Origin of the sequence: Actinosynnema sp. NPDC020468, assembly GCF_040642015.1 — a bacterium.
GTDB lineage: Bacteria > Actinomycetota > Actinomycetes > Mycobacteriales > Pseudonocardiaceae > Actinosynnema.
On the sequence record NZ_JBFAEO010000036.1, the window covers coordinates 38,873 to 53,049 of the forward strand.

Below are 14,177 nucleotides of genomic sequence, written 5' to 3' on the forward strand. Positions count from 1 at the left end.
CGGCACTTGCGCGCACCGGCCGGCCGCGGTGATCCGGGTTGTGCTCGCCGACGACGAGGACCTGATCCGGGGCGCGTTGGCGGCGTTGCTGGAGTTGGAGGACGACATCTCGGTGGTGGCCGAGGTGCGCGACGGCGACTCGGCGGTGGCGGCGGTGCGCGCGCACCGGCCGGACATCGCGGTGTTCGACCTGGAGATGCCCGGTCGGGACGGGGTGCTCGCCGCCGAGGCGGTGCGAGCGCTCGACGGGGTGTCGGTGGTGATCGTGACCCGGCACGCGCGGCCCGGTGTGCTGCGCCGGGCGTTGAGCGCGGGTGTGCGCGGGTTCGTGCCCAAGACGACGCCGGCCGCCCAGCTCGCGTCCATCCTGCGCGACGTGCACGCCGGGAACCGGTACGTGGACTCGGAGATCGCGGCGGCGGCGCTCACCGAGGACGCCTGCCCGCTCACCGCGCGCGAGCTGGACGTGCTGCGGCACGCGTTGCGCGGCGGCACGGTGGCCGCGATCGCCGCCGAGGCGCACCTGGCGCCCGGCACCGTGCGCAACTACCTCTCGTCCGCGATGACCAAGCTCGGTGTCCGCACCCGGTACGAGGCGGCGCGGACGGCGTGGGACGAGGGCTGGATCTGAGCGTTCGTCCACAAAGGACTTAGGCGCTCAGTCGAGCGGTCTGTCCTCGTCCTCCACGACCGGCCCCTGACCCCGTTCCCGCCACGGGAGGGCGAACCACAGCACGCCGAACAGCAGGCCGGCCGCGACGCCCAGTGCCACCGCGACCCAGCCACCGACGATCACCTCGGCCAGCAGCAGGATGGTCCCGGTCATCGCGACCGCGAGGAACGCCAGGCCCGCCACCGCGAACCGGTTGGCCACCGCGATGATGTCCTCGCGCCGGCCGCGCCGAAAGAGGATCCGGTGCCACGCGGCGGGCGCGGTCAGCAGCGCCACGGCTCCCGCCGCGCACAGCACCGTCACCAGGTGCGTCACCCGGACGTAGCCGTCGGTGCCCGCGTAGCGGTCGGTGAACGCGATGGACAGCAGGAAGCCGAACAGGATCTGCACGCCCGCCTGCGCGACCCGCAGTTCCTGGAGCAGTTCGCCCAGGTTGCGCGCCAGTCTCCGCTGCTGCGACTCCTCCGCCTCGCTCACCAGGCTGGAATACCCGGTGTTCCCGCTGGTCAACCTTGTTCCCCGGGGTCCACTGTGGAGGCCGTTGGCCAGGATCCCCCTTTCTAAACAACGGACTTTCCCGTGTGGGACGCGGTGGAGCGGGTAACCGAGGTTCGAACCCGATTTCCCGAACGAGAGGTTGAGTGCCTGTGACGACGATCGAGAAGTCCGTGGACGTCGAGGTTCCGGTGACGACGGCGTACAACCAGTGGACGCAGTTCGAGTCGTTCCCGAGCTTCATGGAAGGTGTCGAGCAGATCACCCAGGTCGGCGACAAGCGCACCCACTGGGTGACGAAGATCGCCGGGGTGACCCGGGAGTTCGACGCCGAGATCACCGAGCAGCACCCGGACGAGCGGGTCGCGTGGCGCTCCGTCGACGGTCCGCCGCAGGCCGGTGTGGTGACGTTCCACCGGCTCGACGAGCGGCACACCCGCGTGCACCTCCAGATGGACTACGACCCGCAGACGCTGACCGAGAAGGCCGGTTCCGCGCTGGGTCTGGTCGAGCACCGCATCTCCGGCGACCTGACCCGGTTCAAGGAGTTCATCGAGCAGCGCGGCGGCGAGACCGGCGCGTGGCGCGGTGACGTGGACCGCTCGCCGCAGGTCGGCGAAACGCCCCACCCGACCGGAACCCCGGGCCACGACCGGACCACCGGCCACCTCCCGGGTCACGTCCCGGGCGGCCAGGTTCCGGGCGGCCAGGTTCCGGGCGGCCAGGTTCCGGGCCACCCGCAGACGCCGGGTCAGGAGCGCTTCGGCCAGGTGCCGCAGGCGCCGAGCCCGCTGGACGCGCCGCGTCCGGGCCAGGACCCGCTGCGCTGACCGCGTCCCACCACGAAAATCGCCCCCCACCTCCGCGGAGGTGGGGGGCGATTTTCGTTACCCCCAGGTGGTTCAGGCGTCCACGACCGCCGGCGTCACGTCGTACACCGCGTAGGCGGAGCGGATGACCGGCTGGGCGACGTTGCGCACCCGCACGCCCCCGGGGGTCATGCCGTGCTCCACGCCGAAGTGCGCGTGCCCGTGCACGGCCAACTGCGTGCCGGTCGCGTCGATCGCCTCGCCCAGCAGGTAGGAGCCGAGGAACGGGTAGATCTCCGGCGGCTCGCCGCGCAGCGTGTCGGGCACCGGCGAGTAGTGCGTCAGCGCCACCTTCACCGAGGTGTCCAATGTGGACAGAGCGGCGCGCAGCCGGTCCGCGATCTCGCCGGTGTGCCGGATGAACGCCTTCATCTCGGGCTCGCCGAACGCGCTGCCGCACTTGCCCGCGAACCCGCCGCCGAAGCCCTTCACGCCGGCCACGCCGAGCGTGCCGCCGGCGAACCCGAACGTCGCGGTGTCGCCCTCCAGCACGGTCAACCCGGCGTCCCGCAGCACGTCGGAGACCTCGACGGGGTGGTCGTCGTGGTGGTCGTGGTTGCCCAGCACGGCGACCACCGGCACCGGCAGGTCGCGGAACTCGTCGGCCACCACGCGCGCCTCGGCGACCGTGCCGTGCCGGGTCAGGTCGCCCGCGAGCAGCAGCACGTCGGCGTGCTCGCCCACGTTCTCCAGCGCGGGCCTCATCCGGCCGCGGGCGTCCTCGCCCAGGTGCACGTCGCCGACCGCGGCGATGCGGATCATCGGATCTCCTCACTTCCGTCGGGTTCGCCGACCGGCACGACCTTCACGTCGTCCAGCACGGTCACCTCCGGCGCGACGTCGTGCACCACGGCCTCCAGCTCGGCGCGCCGCTCGGGGCTCGCCACGTCGCCGGACAGCAGGACGTTGTCGCCGCGCACGGTCACCCGCACGCCGAGTTCGGCGGTGCGCGGGTCCTCGGCCAGCGCCCGGCGCAACCGGGCCGCCAGGTACTGCTCCGCCACGTGCGGTTCGACCGTCATGACGCACTCCTCTCCATTCGGGGCGCCTGCACCAGGTCCAGCCGTCGCACCAGCAGCAGGAACGACTCGGCGTAGGGCGAGTGGCACACGGCCTCGCGCACCCGGTCCCAGTCGATCTGCTCGCGCAGCGCGCGGGCGAACGGCAGCAACTCGGTGAAGTCGCAGCGGTGCCCGTCCAGGACCAGCAGTTTGCTGATCATGACCTGGGTCGCGGGCATCACCGGCAGGGTCACCGAACTGACCGCGAGTTCCTCGGCGTGCGCCAGGATCTCGTCGGTCACCTCGATCTCGTTGGGACGGAACAGGAGGTCCACGAGGGAGTCGCCGTCGTAGACCTTGACCAGCCAGTCCTCCGGCGCCTCGGCGGCGCGCATCCCGCACGCCACCAAGGCTTTCTGCGCGGCGCGGGCGTCGTCCTCGCGCACCAGGATGTCCACGTCGTGCTCGGTCGCCGGACCGCCGCGCGCGTACACCGCGCAGCCACCGGTGAGCGCGAACGGGATCCCTTCCCGGCGCAGCGCCGTAGCCACCTTGACCAGGGAACGCAGCAACTCGTCTTGGACACCGCTCATGGTCCTGACTACCCGGGGTGTCGTTCCCTCACACCGGGCGCGGCGGTGGGTCGCCCTGCTTCCCCCGACCGTGCGCCAGTCCGGCGAGGAACTGCCGCAGCACGTCACGCGCGTCGTGGCGGGGTTCCCAGCCGGCCGCGCGGGCCTGCTCCGCGTCCAGCACCGGGACGGTCAGCGCCAGGTCCACCCAACCGGGTGACACCGGTTGCAGCCGGGCCCACCAGGCGAGCCGGGCCAGGCCGCGAAATGCCGACGGCGGCACCGCGACGTGCCGGGCGCCCAGCGCCTCCGCGAGCAGGGCGGGCGTGATCGGGGGTTGCGCGACGAGGTTCAGCGGCCCGCCCCGCCGGTCGCGCAACGCGAGCGCGATGCCGTCGGCCACGTCGTCGGGGTGCACGACCTGGAGCACCACCCCGGCGGGCAACGGCAGCACGGCCGGCCGGATCCGGAACAGCGCCTCGGGAACGAACCCGCCGAGGAAGTGGCGCCTGGCCTCGCGGGCCGTGATCGGGTGCAGCACCAGGCCCGGGCGCACCCTGGTGATCAGCAGCTCGGGGTGGTCGGCCTGAATCTGGTCGAGCATCCGCTCGAGGGCGACCTTATGCCTGCTGTAGGAGGACGTGCGGATGCCGTCGGTGGGCCAGGACTCGTCCTTGGGCCGCGTCTTCGGCGCCGGGGAGTAGGCCCCGACCGACGACAGGTGCACCAGGTGCGGCACCTTCGCCCGGACGGCGGCGTCGAACGCCCGCGCACTACCGGCGACGTTGGTCCGGTAGAGGGCCTGCTCGTCGTGCCCGGGCTGAACCCGCCAATCCAGGTGCACGAGCGCGTCGGCACCCTCGAGCACCTCGCCCAAGACCACCTCGGCCCCGTCGCGGGAGAGGTCGAGCGGAGTCCACTCGACGTCCCGGTAGGGCGGCACGGCGGCGGGCGGGCGGCGGACCACGCCGTGCAGCCGCACCCCGGGCTCTTCGGCCAATCGGCGCAACAGCGCGGTACCCACGCCCCCGGTCGCTCCGGTCACGACGATCCTCATGTCCCGCCGGGTACCCGACGGGACATCCCGGAACCACCGGGAGCGCTCCGGGAGGTGGCCACGGCATTGCCCGCGAAGGTGGCCGCAGGGCAGCTGGACAACGCGAGCGAGACGAAGGGCTCCGGGCGACGGGCGGGCGCGGCGGGCAGCGCGGCGCGAGGCAGCGCGGCGGGGCGAGGCGGGCGAGGCGGGACAACGCAGCGGGCGAGGCAGTGGCAAGGCGACGCGGCAGGGCAGTGCACCGCGGCAGAACAAGGCAGCGCAAGGCGGCGCGGCAGGGCGGGCACCGCGACGCGGCGGGGCGGCGCGGGGCGGGGCGGGGCGGCAAGGCAAGGCGGCGCAGCGCGGCGCGGCAAGGCAGCGCGGCAAGGCAGCGCGGCGCGGCGCGGCGCGAAAGGGCAAGGCGGGCAGCGCGGCAAGGCGGAGCGGCGGCGGGCAGCGCGGCGGGGCAGGGCGACAGGGCGACACACCCGCACAGTGGCTGGGTGATGGCGCGATTGACCTCCCCGGTTGGGCTTCGGCCCGGGGTCGGCAAGCGACACGCCCGCACAGTGGCTGGATGGTGGCGCGGCCAGCTGGGTGGTGGCGCGGCGGGACAGGGCCGGGACACAGCGGGATGGGGTGGGGTAGTTCGGAGGCATCGTCGGGAGCTCGGATGGGACGGGCGGGCGGCGGGCTTGGCTTTCCGTGGCGGCGCGGCGAGCTTTCCGTGGCGGCGCGGCGGGCTTGGCGGGGTCGGACTGGGTGGAGGCGGCCTCCGAACCCTGTGTGTCGGTGGTCGCCGGGCTCGAGTCCGCCCGGCGAGCCGTGCTCGGCGCCGCGTGACCCTCCCGCTCCGTCCGCCACCGCGCCGCGCGCACTGTGGAGCGCTTTTGGGCTGTGTGCGCCGCCGAAACCTGGGCCAGCCGGGTGAGGGGATTGTTCAACGAGGGGATGATGGAGCGATTCGACAATCCTCACGAGCGATGTGTGAACAAGAGACTCGGGCGGAAGATTGTTGGATTGTGGGGTTGTTCAACGATTCAACGTGAGGTCGCGGGCGGTGGCGTAGCGGTCGCGGACGGACGGGGTGGGGGTGGCTTCCAGGAGGGTTGCGGTCAGGGCCTGCCAGTGCGGTGGGGTCGGGGTGTCGGTCAGGGTCCAGGCGGCTTGGCGGGCGGCGCCGTCGGCCACGTACTCGCTCGGGTCGGGCAGCAGGACCGGGCAGCCGAACACCGCCGGGGCGATGCGGCGGACCGCCTCCGAACGCGCTCCCCCGCCGATCAGCAGCACCCGCGACACCGGCGTCCCCACCGCGCGCAACGCGTCCACCGCGTCCGCCAGGCTGCACAGCAACCCCTCCACCGCCGCCCGGGCGAGGTGCGCCGGCGTGGACGTCTCCAACCGCAACCCGTGCACCGCCCCCGTCGACCGCGGCCGATCCGGCGTCCGCTCCCCCTCCAGGTACGGCACCAGCACCACCCCACCCGCACCGGCCGGCGCGGACAACGCCAGGTCCGACAACCGGTCCAGGTCCACCCCCAGCAACCCGGCCACCGCGTCCAGCACCCGGGACGCGTTCAACGTGCACACCAACGGCAGGTGCGCCCCCTCGGCGTCGGCGAACCCGTTCACCGTCCCGGTGGCGTCCGCGACCGCCGAGAACGACCGCGCGAACGCCGTCCCCGACGTGCCGACCGACACCACCACGTCACCCGGCGCCGCCTGCACCCCCAGCGCCGCCGCCGCGTTGTCCCCCGCGCCGGCGCCGAACCGGCCCACCGAGGAGGACGGCCCCAGCACCCGCGGCAACGCCGGCACGTGCCCCAGCGCCAACTCGACCAGGTCCTCCCGGTACCCGCCGACCGACGCCCAGTACCCGGTGCCGCTGGCGTCGCTGCGATCCGTCACGATCTCCGCCGCGCCGGACAACCGCCACGTCAACCAGTCGTGCGGCAGGCACACCGTCGACGTCCGGGCCGCGTGCGCGGGCTCCTCCCGCGCCAACCACCGCAGCTTCGCCACCGTCAACGACGCCACCGGCACGTTGCCGACCGCCTCCGCCCACGCCGCCGCCCCACCGAGGTCCGCGACCAGCTCCGCCGCCGCGTCCGCCGACCGGGTGTCGTTCCACAGCAACGCCGGCCGCACCACCTCGCCGCGCGAGTCCAGGCACACCATCCCGTGCTGCTGCGCCGCCACCGACACCGCGTCGACGTCGTCCAGCCCGCCGGCGTCGGCCAGCGCCACCCGCAACGCGTCCCACCACGCCGCCGGATCCACCTCGGTGCCCGCCGGGTGCGCGGCCCGCCCTTGGCGCACCAACGCGCCGGACTCCGCGTCCCGGACCACGACCTTGCACGACTGCGTGGACGAGTCCACCCCGGCGACCAGCGCCATCAGCGCGCGCCCAGGAGGTGCTCCAACGCCAACTGCGACAACCGCACGAACCCGTACCCGCGCGCACCGGCCACCTCCGGGTCGACGTCGGCACCGGCCAGGAAGTCCACAATGGACTCACCACGGGACAGCGTGGGCATCGACAGCTGCGCCACCCCGCTGACCCGCAACGCCTCCTGCACCTCGGGGTCGTGCCGGAACGCGGTCGCCCGCTCGCGCAGCAGCCGGTAGGTCCGCATGTTCGCCGCGGCGCTGACCCACACCCCCTCCAGGTCCTCGGTGCGCAACGGCTTGTAGTCGAAGTGCCGCGGCCCCTCGTACCCGCCGCCCTCCAGCAGGTCGACCAGGAAGAACGCGGACAGCAGGTCGCCGTGCCCGAACACCAGGTCCTGGTCGTAGCGCGGCCCCTTCTGCCCGTTGAGGTCGATGTGGAAGAGCTTGCCCTGCCACAACGCCTGCGCGATGCCGTGCACGAAGTTCAGGCCCGCCATCTGCTCGTGCCCGACCTCCGGGTTCACCCCGACCAACTCGTGGTGCTGCAAGGTGGAGATGAACGCGAGCGCGTGCCCGATGGTCGGCAGCAGGATGTCGCCGCGCGGCTCGTTCGGCTTGGGCTCCAAGGCGAACCGCAGCCCGTACCCCTGGTCGATCGAGTGCTGCGCGATCAGGTCGAGCGCCTCCCGGTACCGGTCGAGCGCGGCACGCACGTCCTTGCCCGCGTCGACCTCCGAGCCCTCGCGCCCGCCCCACAGCACGACCGTCTCCGCGCCGAGCGACGCCGCGAGTTCGAGGTTCCGCAGCACCTTGCGCAGCGCGAACCGCCGCACACCCCGGTCGTTGCTGGTGAAACCGCCGTCCTTGAACACGGGGTGGGTGAACAGGTTCGTGGTCACCATCGGCACCACGAGGCCGGTCTCGTCCAACGCGGCGCGGAACTCCCCGAGGCGGCGGTCGCGCTCGGCGGCGTCGGAACCGAACGGGATCAGGTCGTCGTCGTGCAGCGTCACGCCCCACGCGCCCAACTCGGCCAGCTTGCGCACCGCGAGCGGCGCGTCGAGCACGGGCCGGGTCGCGTCGCCGAACGGGTCGCGACCCTGCCACCCGACGGTCCACAGACCGAAGCTGAACTTGTCCACCGTGCCACCTCCGATAAGTTTGATGCCTGAACTTATCCCACGGGACCGCTACGATCCAGTGGTGTCCCGACCCCGACCCGCCGGCCAGCACACCGTGCGGCGCCACAACTCCGCGCTGGTGCTCGGCGCCCTCAGCACCGCGCCCGGATCCTCGCGCGCCGCCGTCGCCGCCGCCACCGGACTCACGAAGGCGACCGTGTCCAGCCTGGTGGACCGGTTGATCGGCGCCGGATTGATCGCCGAGGGCGAGGTGGAGTTCCGCCTCGGCCCCGGCCGCCGGGGCACCGCGCTGCACCTGTCCCCCGCCGGACCGCACGGCCTCGGCGTGGAGATCGGCGTCGACCACATCACCACCTGGCTGGTCGACTTCACCGGTCACGTGCGCCGCAAGTGGGTCCGCCCCGGCGACAACCGGAACTCCGCCCCCGCGCGCGTGCTCGCGAAGGTCGCGACCGCGGTCCGCGCCGCCGCCACGGAGGACGTGCCGATCGGCGGCGTCGGTGTGGCGGTGCCGGGTCTGGTCGAGGCGGCCACGGGAACCCTGCGGGTGGCGCCGAACCTGGGCTGGCGCGAGGTGGACGTGCGGGACGAACTGGTCCGCCGGGCCGCGCTGGACGTGCCGGTGCTGGTGGGCAACGAGGCGAACCTGGCCGCGCTGGCCGAACTCCGGCACGGCGTCGGCGGCCGGGACTTCGTGCACATCTCCGGCGAGATCGGCATCGGCGCGGGCATCGTGGTGCACGGCGCGCTGTTCGAGGGCGTCTCTGGTTTCGGCGGCGAACTCGGCCACCTGCCGGTCGACCCGCGCGGCCCGGTGTGCGGCTGCGGGTCGCGCGGCTGCCTGGAACGCCTGGCGGGTCAGGACCGGATCGTCCGGGCGGCCGGCGTCACCACGGTCGCCGAGCTGCTGACCGCGTTGGCGGGCAACGAGAAGGCCGCGCTGGCGGCGGTGCGCACGGCCGCCCGGTGGCTCGGCGTGGCGCTGTCCGCCGCGATCAACCTGCTGGACCTGCCCACCGTCGTGCTGGGCGGCACGTACGCGCACCTGGAGCCGTGGCTCGGCCCGCCGCTGGCCGCCGAGCTGTCCCGCCGGGTGCTGGGCGCGCAGTGGTCTCCGGTCCGCGTCGTGGCGTCGGAACTGGGCGCCGACGCGGCCGTGCTCGGCGCGGCCGGCAGCGCGATCCGGGCGATCCTGGCCGACCCGGACCCGTACGTGGCGTCAGTGCTGGGCTAGCGCGGCGAGCAGGTCGCGGTACGCCCGGTCCTCCTCACCCGCCGCGGACCTGACCACGGAAGGTCTACGAGTGGTGACGATCCTTTCCAACCGGTCGTGCAGCACGGCCAACTCCGCGTCGGTCGCCTCACCGCCGCGCGCCCGGTACCGCCGCCGCGCGTCCTCCCGGTCGGTGTGCAGCACGACCTCCGCGTACCGGACGCCGAGTTCGCGGGCCAGGGACTCGAGCCGCTCCGCGAATTCCGGCCGGCCGAGGTACTGCGGCACCACGACGTCGTGGCCCGCCGCCAGGTGCACCCGCGCCGCGGCGACCGCGATGTCCCGTGCCAGCACGCCCGCGGTCACCAGGTCGCCCGAGATCAGGTCCCGCACCCGGTCCACGTCGAGGTTCAGCGCCGGCGGGTGGTCGGCGGCGTACCTGCGGGCCAGGGTGGACTTGCCGACGCCCGGCGGTCCGTTCAGCACGATCAACACCGGACCCACCCTGCCCGGTCGGGCGCCCGACCGGAACACGCCGCGTGGTCGCGCCGTTCGCCGGAGAACTGCCCACCCGGGGGATTACACTGTGGGGAACGGCGTACGAGCTCGTCACCCGGATGCGGGCACCCGAGGCAGCGGCACGGCAACACCGGTGGGAAAGCCTGGACGTCGGCCGGAACGCTGCGGAGAATCGGGAAAACTCGCCAGGGGGTGAGCAGGTGCCGCGTGGAGAGCGCCCGTTAGACGTCGGCGACAGCCCGCTGCTGAAGTTCGCGGCCGACCTGAGGTCGTTGCGCGACAAGGCGGGCGGCCACAGCTACCGGCAGCTGGGCGCCCGCGCCCACTACTCGGCGACGACGCTGTCCGACGCCGCCGGCGGCCGGAAGCTGCCGACGCTCGCGGTCACCCTGGCCTACGTGCGCGCCTGCGAGGGCGACGTGATCGAGTGGGAGGACCGCTGGCACCGGGTCGCCGCCGAGGTCGCGCCGCCGGAGCCCACCACCGAGGACGCGCACCCGCCCTACGCCGGGTTGGCCGCGTTCCAGCCCGAGGACGCCGAGTGGTTCTTCGGCCGCGACCGGGTGCTGGAGGACCTGGACGCGCGCATCGCGGCCCGCCGGTTCGTCGGCGTCTTCGGCGCGTCCGGCGCGGGCAAGTCCTCGCTGCTGCGCGCCGGCCTGGTGCCGCGGTTCGCGGGCCGGACGGTCGTCACGACGCCGAGCGAGTCCGGCGTGCGGTCCGACCTGCTGGACCTGACCTGCGACCTGCTGATCGTGGACCAGTTCGAGGAGGTCTTCACCCTCTGCCCGGACGCCGAGCAGCGCGCCGAGTACATCGACACCCTGCTCGACGCCACGTGCCGCGTCGTGGTCGGCGTGCGCGCGGACTTCTACGGCCACTGCGCCGCGCACCCCCGGCTCGTGGAGGCGTTGACCGACGGCCAACTCCTGCTGGGTCCGATGGGCCCCGAGGAACTCCGCCAGGCGATCATGCAGCCGGCCGTCAAGGCGTCCTGCACGGTCGAGACCGCCCTGGTCTCCCGGCTGATCGCGGACGCGACCGGCCAGGCGGGCGTGCTGCCGCTGATGTCGCACGCCCTGCTCGAGACCTGGCGCCGGCGGCGCGGGACCACGTTGACCCTGCCGGGTTACGAGGCGGCGGGCGGCGTCCAGCACGCCATCGCGCAAACCGCCGAGCGCACCTACACCAGCCTGGAGAAGCAGCAACGCGCGCTGGCCAGGCAGGTCTTCCTGCGGCTCACCTCGCTCGGCGACGGCACGGAGGACACCAAGCGCCGGGTGCCGCGGACCGAACTCGACCCGGACGTCGACGTGGACGTGGTCCTCGACCGACTGGCGCACGCCCGGCTGCTGTCCCTGGACCGGGACAGCGTGGAGATCGCCCACGAGGCCCTGATCCGCTCGTGGCCCCGGTTGCGCGGGTGGCTCGCCGACGACCGGGACGCCCTGCGCACCATGCGCCAGCTCACCGAGGCCGCCGCCACCTGGGACTCGCTCGCCCGCGACCCGGACGCGCTGTACCGCGGCACGCGGCTGGACACGGCCGTCGAGTGGGCCCACCGCGACGGGGTCCGCACCAGCGCGCGGGAGCGCGACTTCCTCGCCGACAGCCTCGCCGCCCGCGACCGCGAGCGGAAGACCGCCCACCGCCGGACCCGCCGACTGCGCCAGTTGGTCGCACTCCTGTTGGTACTGCTGGTCTTCGCGAGCGGCGCCGTGGTGCTGGCCATCCGGGCCCAGAAGACCGTCGCCGAGGAGCGCAACCGCTCGGTCGCCTGGTACGTGGCCAGCGGCGCGCAGAGCAAGCGGGACAGCGATCCCCACCTGGCCAACCAACTGGCCATCGTGGCCTACCGGCTGAGCCCGACCGACGACCTGCGCGACGGAGTGCTCAGCGCGTACGCCGCCGAGTCGCACGACATGGTCAGCCGCTCGGCCTTCACCTCCGGCGCCGCGTCGTCGCCGGACGGCCGACCCAGACCCGACGGCCGGGTGCCCACCGAGGCCGACGACCGGGTCTACGTGCGCCTGGGCAGCCGGACCGACCCGCGCGACTCGGTGACGTCGTCGGTGGTCGCGGGCGGCGAACGCGCGTTCGCCACCACCGTCGAGGGGTACACCGGCCGGATCTGGGACATCACCGACGCGATCAAACCGTCGGTGGCGCACACCTTCCCGACCCCGTTGACCACACTGGGCTTCTCACCGGACGGTCACCTCGCGGTCACCGTGTCCGCCGCCAACGAGACCGCCGTCTGGGACACCTCGACCCCGTCGAAACCGGTCGAGCTGTCCCGCCTGCTGGGTCAGCAGCAGATGGTCACCGGACTGGCGTGGGCGGTGACCGGTCAGGTGCTGGCCACGTTCGACACCTCGGGCCTGGTCCGGCTGTGGGACCTGACCAGCGCCGCGGAACCGCGCCGGGTGGGCGAGTTCGCGGCCGGTCCGGACGTCACCGCGCTGGCCCTGTCCTCGGACCTGCGCACCATCGCGGTCGGCTACGCGAACGGCGTGCTGCGGGTGAAGGACCTGACGAACCCCTACGCGCCGCGCGACATCCAGTCCGTGGAGGCGCACACCGACTCGGTGCGCGCGCTGGCGTTCCGCCGCGGCGGGACGTCGCTGGTCAGCGTGGGCAGGGACGACTCGGTCCGGATGTGGGACATGGTCAACCGCGGCCCGGTGCCGCGGGCGAAGATCACCGGCCGGACCACCGGCATCTACGGCGTCTCGTTCGCCGAGACGGCCGACAAGGTGACCACCTCGAACGCCGACGGGACCTCCCGCTCCTGGGAGTTCGACTTCGACGTGGTGGTGTCCGCGATGTGCCAGGCGGTGGAAACCCCGATCTCCCGGGAGGAATGGCAGCGGTACGTGGGAGGTCTGGCCTTCCGGCCACCCTGTCCCTGAGTGGCGGCCGGCCTCCCGGGGTCCGAGAATGAACACGTGACCACCCCGCGTGACCAGGATCGCACCGACGCGATCCCGGTCCAGCAACCCCCGAGGCAGACCGACCCGCCGACCTCACCCCCGGCCGTCGCGCCGGAGCCGCGCGCTCCGGGCGCACCGACCACCCCGGACGCGTCGTCCACGCCGGCGAAGGTCCGGTTCAAGCCGACCCGGATCAGCGGCACCTGGGTGGCGGTCCTGGCGTCGATCGTCGTCCTGGTCTTCCTGCTGGTGTTCATCCTCCAGAACCTGACCGACGCCACGGTCCACTTCCTGGGCGGCGCCGCGACGCTGCCGCTCGGTGTCGCCCTGCTGTTCGGCGCGATCGCCGGCGCGATCCTGGTGGCATTGGTCGGCGCGGCCCGGATCATGCAGTTGCGCCGCCAGGCGAAGCGGCAGCTGTAGATCCACTTCGGAGGCACGTCCGTCCGTCGAGGACACAGGCGACGCGCCGGGGTGAAACGGGAGCGGGCCCCGCGACGATCACCCCGGCATGACCACGCAGCCCGAGGTCCAACCCCACACCGGGAACTTCTTCCGGTTCCTCCTCCCGCAGGGGTGGACGATCCAGGAGAACTCCAACATGCTCTGCCTGAACTCCCCGGACCAGCAGGCGGCGATCATGACCGTGGGACTGGTCGGCCTGTTCCAGCCGTTGCGCCCGGACCAGTTCCTCGCCTACGCCCTCCAGATGCAGAGCATGCAGCTCACCGCGATCCACTCCGGGTACCCGGTGCAGCCACCGCCGGGCGTCACCACGTCCGGCGTGTTCGAGCTGACCTACTCGATCGGCCCGACCGTCTGCCACGGGATGGCCGTCTCCCACGTGACCATCGGCTACGGCCAGTGCAACGCCTCCATCACCCTGGCCGCGGCGCAGGCCCAGTCCTGGCCCGCCTACCGGGAGTGGCTGCCCACCGTCGCCTCCCAGGTCGCGCCCGCCGGGTCCCAGACCTTCATGGCGGGCGCGCTGGCCAGGCAGAACCTGGACAACTCGATCGCGCTGGGCGAGAAGTTCCGCGAGGTCAACGACTACGGTCGGCGACGCTGGGACGAGGTGGTCGAGGACCGGTGGCGCTCGGACGACCGCAACAACTTCGCGTTCCGCGAGGCCCTGGGCAACGTCGACACCCGGGTCAACCCGTACGACGGCAACCGGCCCGTCGAGCTGAGCACCCAGCACAGCTACTACTGGGTCAACCGGCAGGGCGAGATCCGGGGCACCAACGACCCCAACTACGACCCGCGGGTGGGCGGCACCGGCGACTGGACCCCGATGCCGCGCTACCAGCGGTAGCCCCGACGGCCCCCT

General features: G+C 73.2%; 13 protein-coding genes and 1 pseudogene. 6 read left to right on the plus strand and 8 right to left on the minus strand.

Translation table 11 applies throughout. From position 1 onward, the window contains the following. The first annotated feature begins 28 nt into the window (after positions 1-28). Positions 29-631: a response regulator transcription factor gene (locus tag AB0G50_RS24375; RefSeq protein ID WP_360112502.1), complete on the plus strand. Its 603-nt coding sequence runs from the start codon at positions 29-31 to the stop codon at positions 629-631. A gap of 27 nt (positions 632-658) precedes the next feature. Here AB0G50_RS24375 and AB0G50_RS24380 read toward each other — a convergent pair whose 3' ends face one another. Then, positions 659-1,183 (minus strand): DUF6328 family protein, encoded by a 525-nt coding sequence (locus AB0G50_RS24380; protein WP_360112504.1) that lies wholly within the window; start codon positions 1,181-1,183, stop codon positions 659-661. 137 nt (positions 1,184-1,320) lie between these two features. Between AB0G50_RS24380 and AB0G50_RS24385 the strand changes: the two are divergent. Continuing rightward, positions 1,321-1,779: pseudogene (locus tag AB0G50_RS24385) on the plus strand (SRPBCC family protein); the annotation flags it as partial. 291 nt (positions 1,780-2,070) lie between these two features. Here the strand turns inward: AB0G50_RS24385 and AB0G50_RS24390 are convergent. The 6 genes from AB0G50_RS24390 to xylA all read right to left on the minus strand — a co-directional run bounded on the left by AB0G50_RS24390 (position 2,071) and on the right by xylA (position 8,182). Then, complete coding sequence (locus AB0G50_RS24390) at positions 2,071-2,799, minus strand: metallophosphoesterase (RefSeq protein ID WP_360112506.1); 729 nt, start codon at positions 2,797-2,799, stop codon at positions 2,071-2,073. Continuing rightward, positions 2,796-3,059, minus strand: a complete 264-nt coding sequence (locus tag AB0G50_RS24395) for a BON domain-containing protein (RefSeq protein WP_360112508.1) — start codon at positions 3,057-3,059, stop codon at positions 2,796-2,798. Before AB0G50_RS24395 ends, AB0G50_RS24390 begins: the two co-directional genes overlap by 4 nt. Continuing rightward, positions 3,056-3,631 carry a nucleotidyltransferase gene (locus tag AB0G50_RS24400; protein WP_360112510.1) on the minus strand — a complete coding sequence of 192 codons (576 nt, stop codon included), beginning with the start codon at positions 3,629-3,631 and terminating at the stop codon, positions 3,056-3,058. Before AB0G50_RS24400 ends, AB0G50_RS24395 begins: the two co-directional genes overlap by 4 nt. 28 nt (positions 3,632-3,659) lie before the next feature. Further along, a complete protein-coding gene (locus AB0G50_RS24405) occupies positions 3,660-4,667 on the minus strand; it encodes an NAD-dependent epimerase/dehydratase family protein (RefSeq protein ID WP_360112512.1) in 1,008 nt (335 codons plus the stop codon). A gap of 1,014 nt (positions 4,668-5,681) precedes the next feature. Next, complete coding sequence (locus AB0G50_RS24410; RefSeq protein WP_360112514.1) at positions 5,682-7,046, minus strand: FGGY family carbohydrate kinase; 1,365 nt, start codon at positions 7,044-7,046, stop codon at positions 5,682-5,684. Further along, on the minus strand, positions 7,046-8,182 hold the full coding sequence (xylA, locus tag AB0G50_RS24415) for a xylose isomerase (protein ID WP_360112516.1): 1,137 nt from the start codon (positions 8,180-8,182) through the stop codon (positions 7,046-7,048). The genes AB0G50_RS24410 and xylA overlap by 1 nt, the downstream gene beginning before the upstream one ends. 61 nt (positions 8,183-8,243) lie before the next feature. On the opposite strand from xylA, the gene AB0G50_RS24420 reads away from it, so the two are divergent. Next, positions 8,244-9,416, plus strand: a complete 1,173-nt coding sequence (locus tag AB0G50_RS24420) for an ROK family transcriptional regulator (protein WP_360112518.1) — start codon at positions 8,244-8,246, stop codon at positions 9,414-9,416. Here the strand turns inward: AB0G50_RS24420 and AB0G50_RS24425 are convergent. Beyond that, a complete protein-coding gene (locus AB0G50_RS24425; protein ID WP_360112520.1) occupies positions 9,402-9,890 on the minus strand; it encodes an AAA family ATPase in 489 nt (162 codons plus the stop codon). The two genes, AB0G50_RS24420 and AB0G50_RS24425, sit on opposite strands and share 15 nt — an antisense overlap. 224 nt (positions 9,891-10,114) lie before the next feature. Here AB0G50_RS24425 and AB0G50_RS24430 point away from each other — a divergent pair, with 224 nt between their 5' ends. The 3 genes from AB0G50_RS24430 to AB0G50_RS24440 all read left to right on the plus strand — a co-directional run bounded on the left by AB0G50_RS24430 (position 10,115) and on the right by AB0G50_RS24440 (position 14,162). Next, positions 10,115-12,826 carry an XRE family transcriptional regulator gene (locus AB0G50_RS24430; RefSeq protein ID WP_360112522.1) on the plus strand — a complete coding sequence of 904 codons (2,712 nt, stop codon included), beginning with the start codon at positions 10,115-10,117 and terminating at the stop codon, positions 12,824-12,826. A gap of 36 nt (positions 12,827-12,862) precedes the next feature. Continuing rightward, on the plus strand, positions 12,863-13,270 hold the full coding sequence (locus tag AB0G50_RS24435; RefSeq protein ID WP_360112524.1) for a lipopolysaccharide assembly protein LapA domain-containing protein: 408 nt from the start codon (positions 12,863-12,865) through the stop codon (positions 13,268-13,270). A gap of 88 nt (positions 13,271-13,358) precedes the next feature. Continuing rightward, positions 13,359-14,162 carry a hypothetical protein gene (locus AB0G50_RS24440; protein ID WP_360112526.1) on the plus strand — a complete coding sequence of 268 codons (804 nt, stop codon included), beginning with the start codon at positions 13,359-13,361 and terminating at the stop codon, positions 14,160-14,162. Positions 14,163-14,177: the final 15 nt, after the last annotated feature.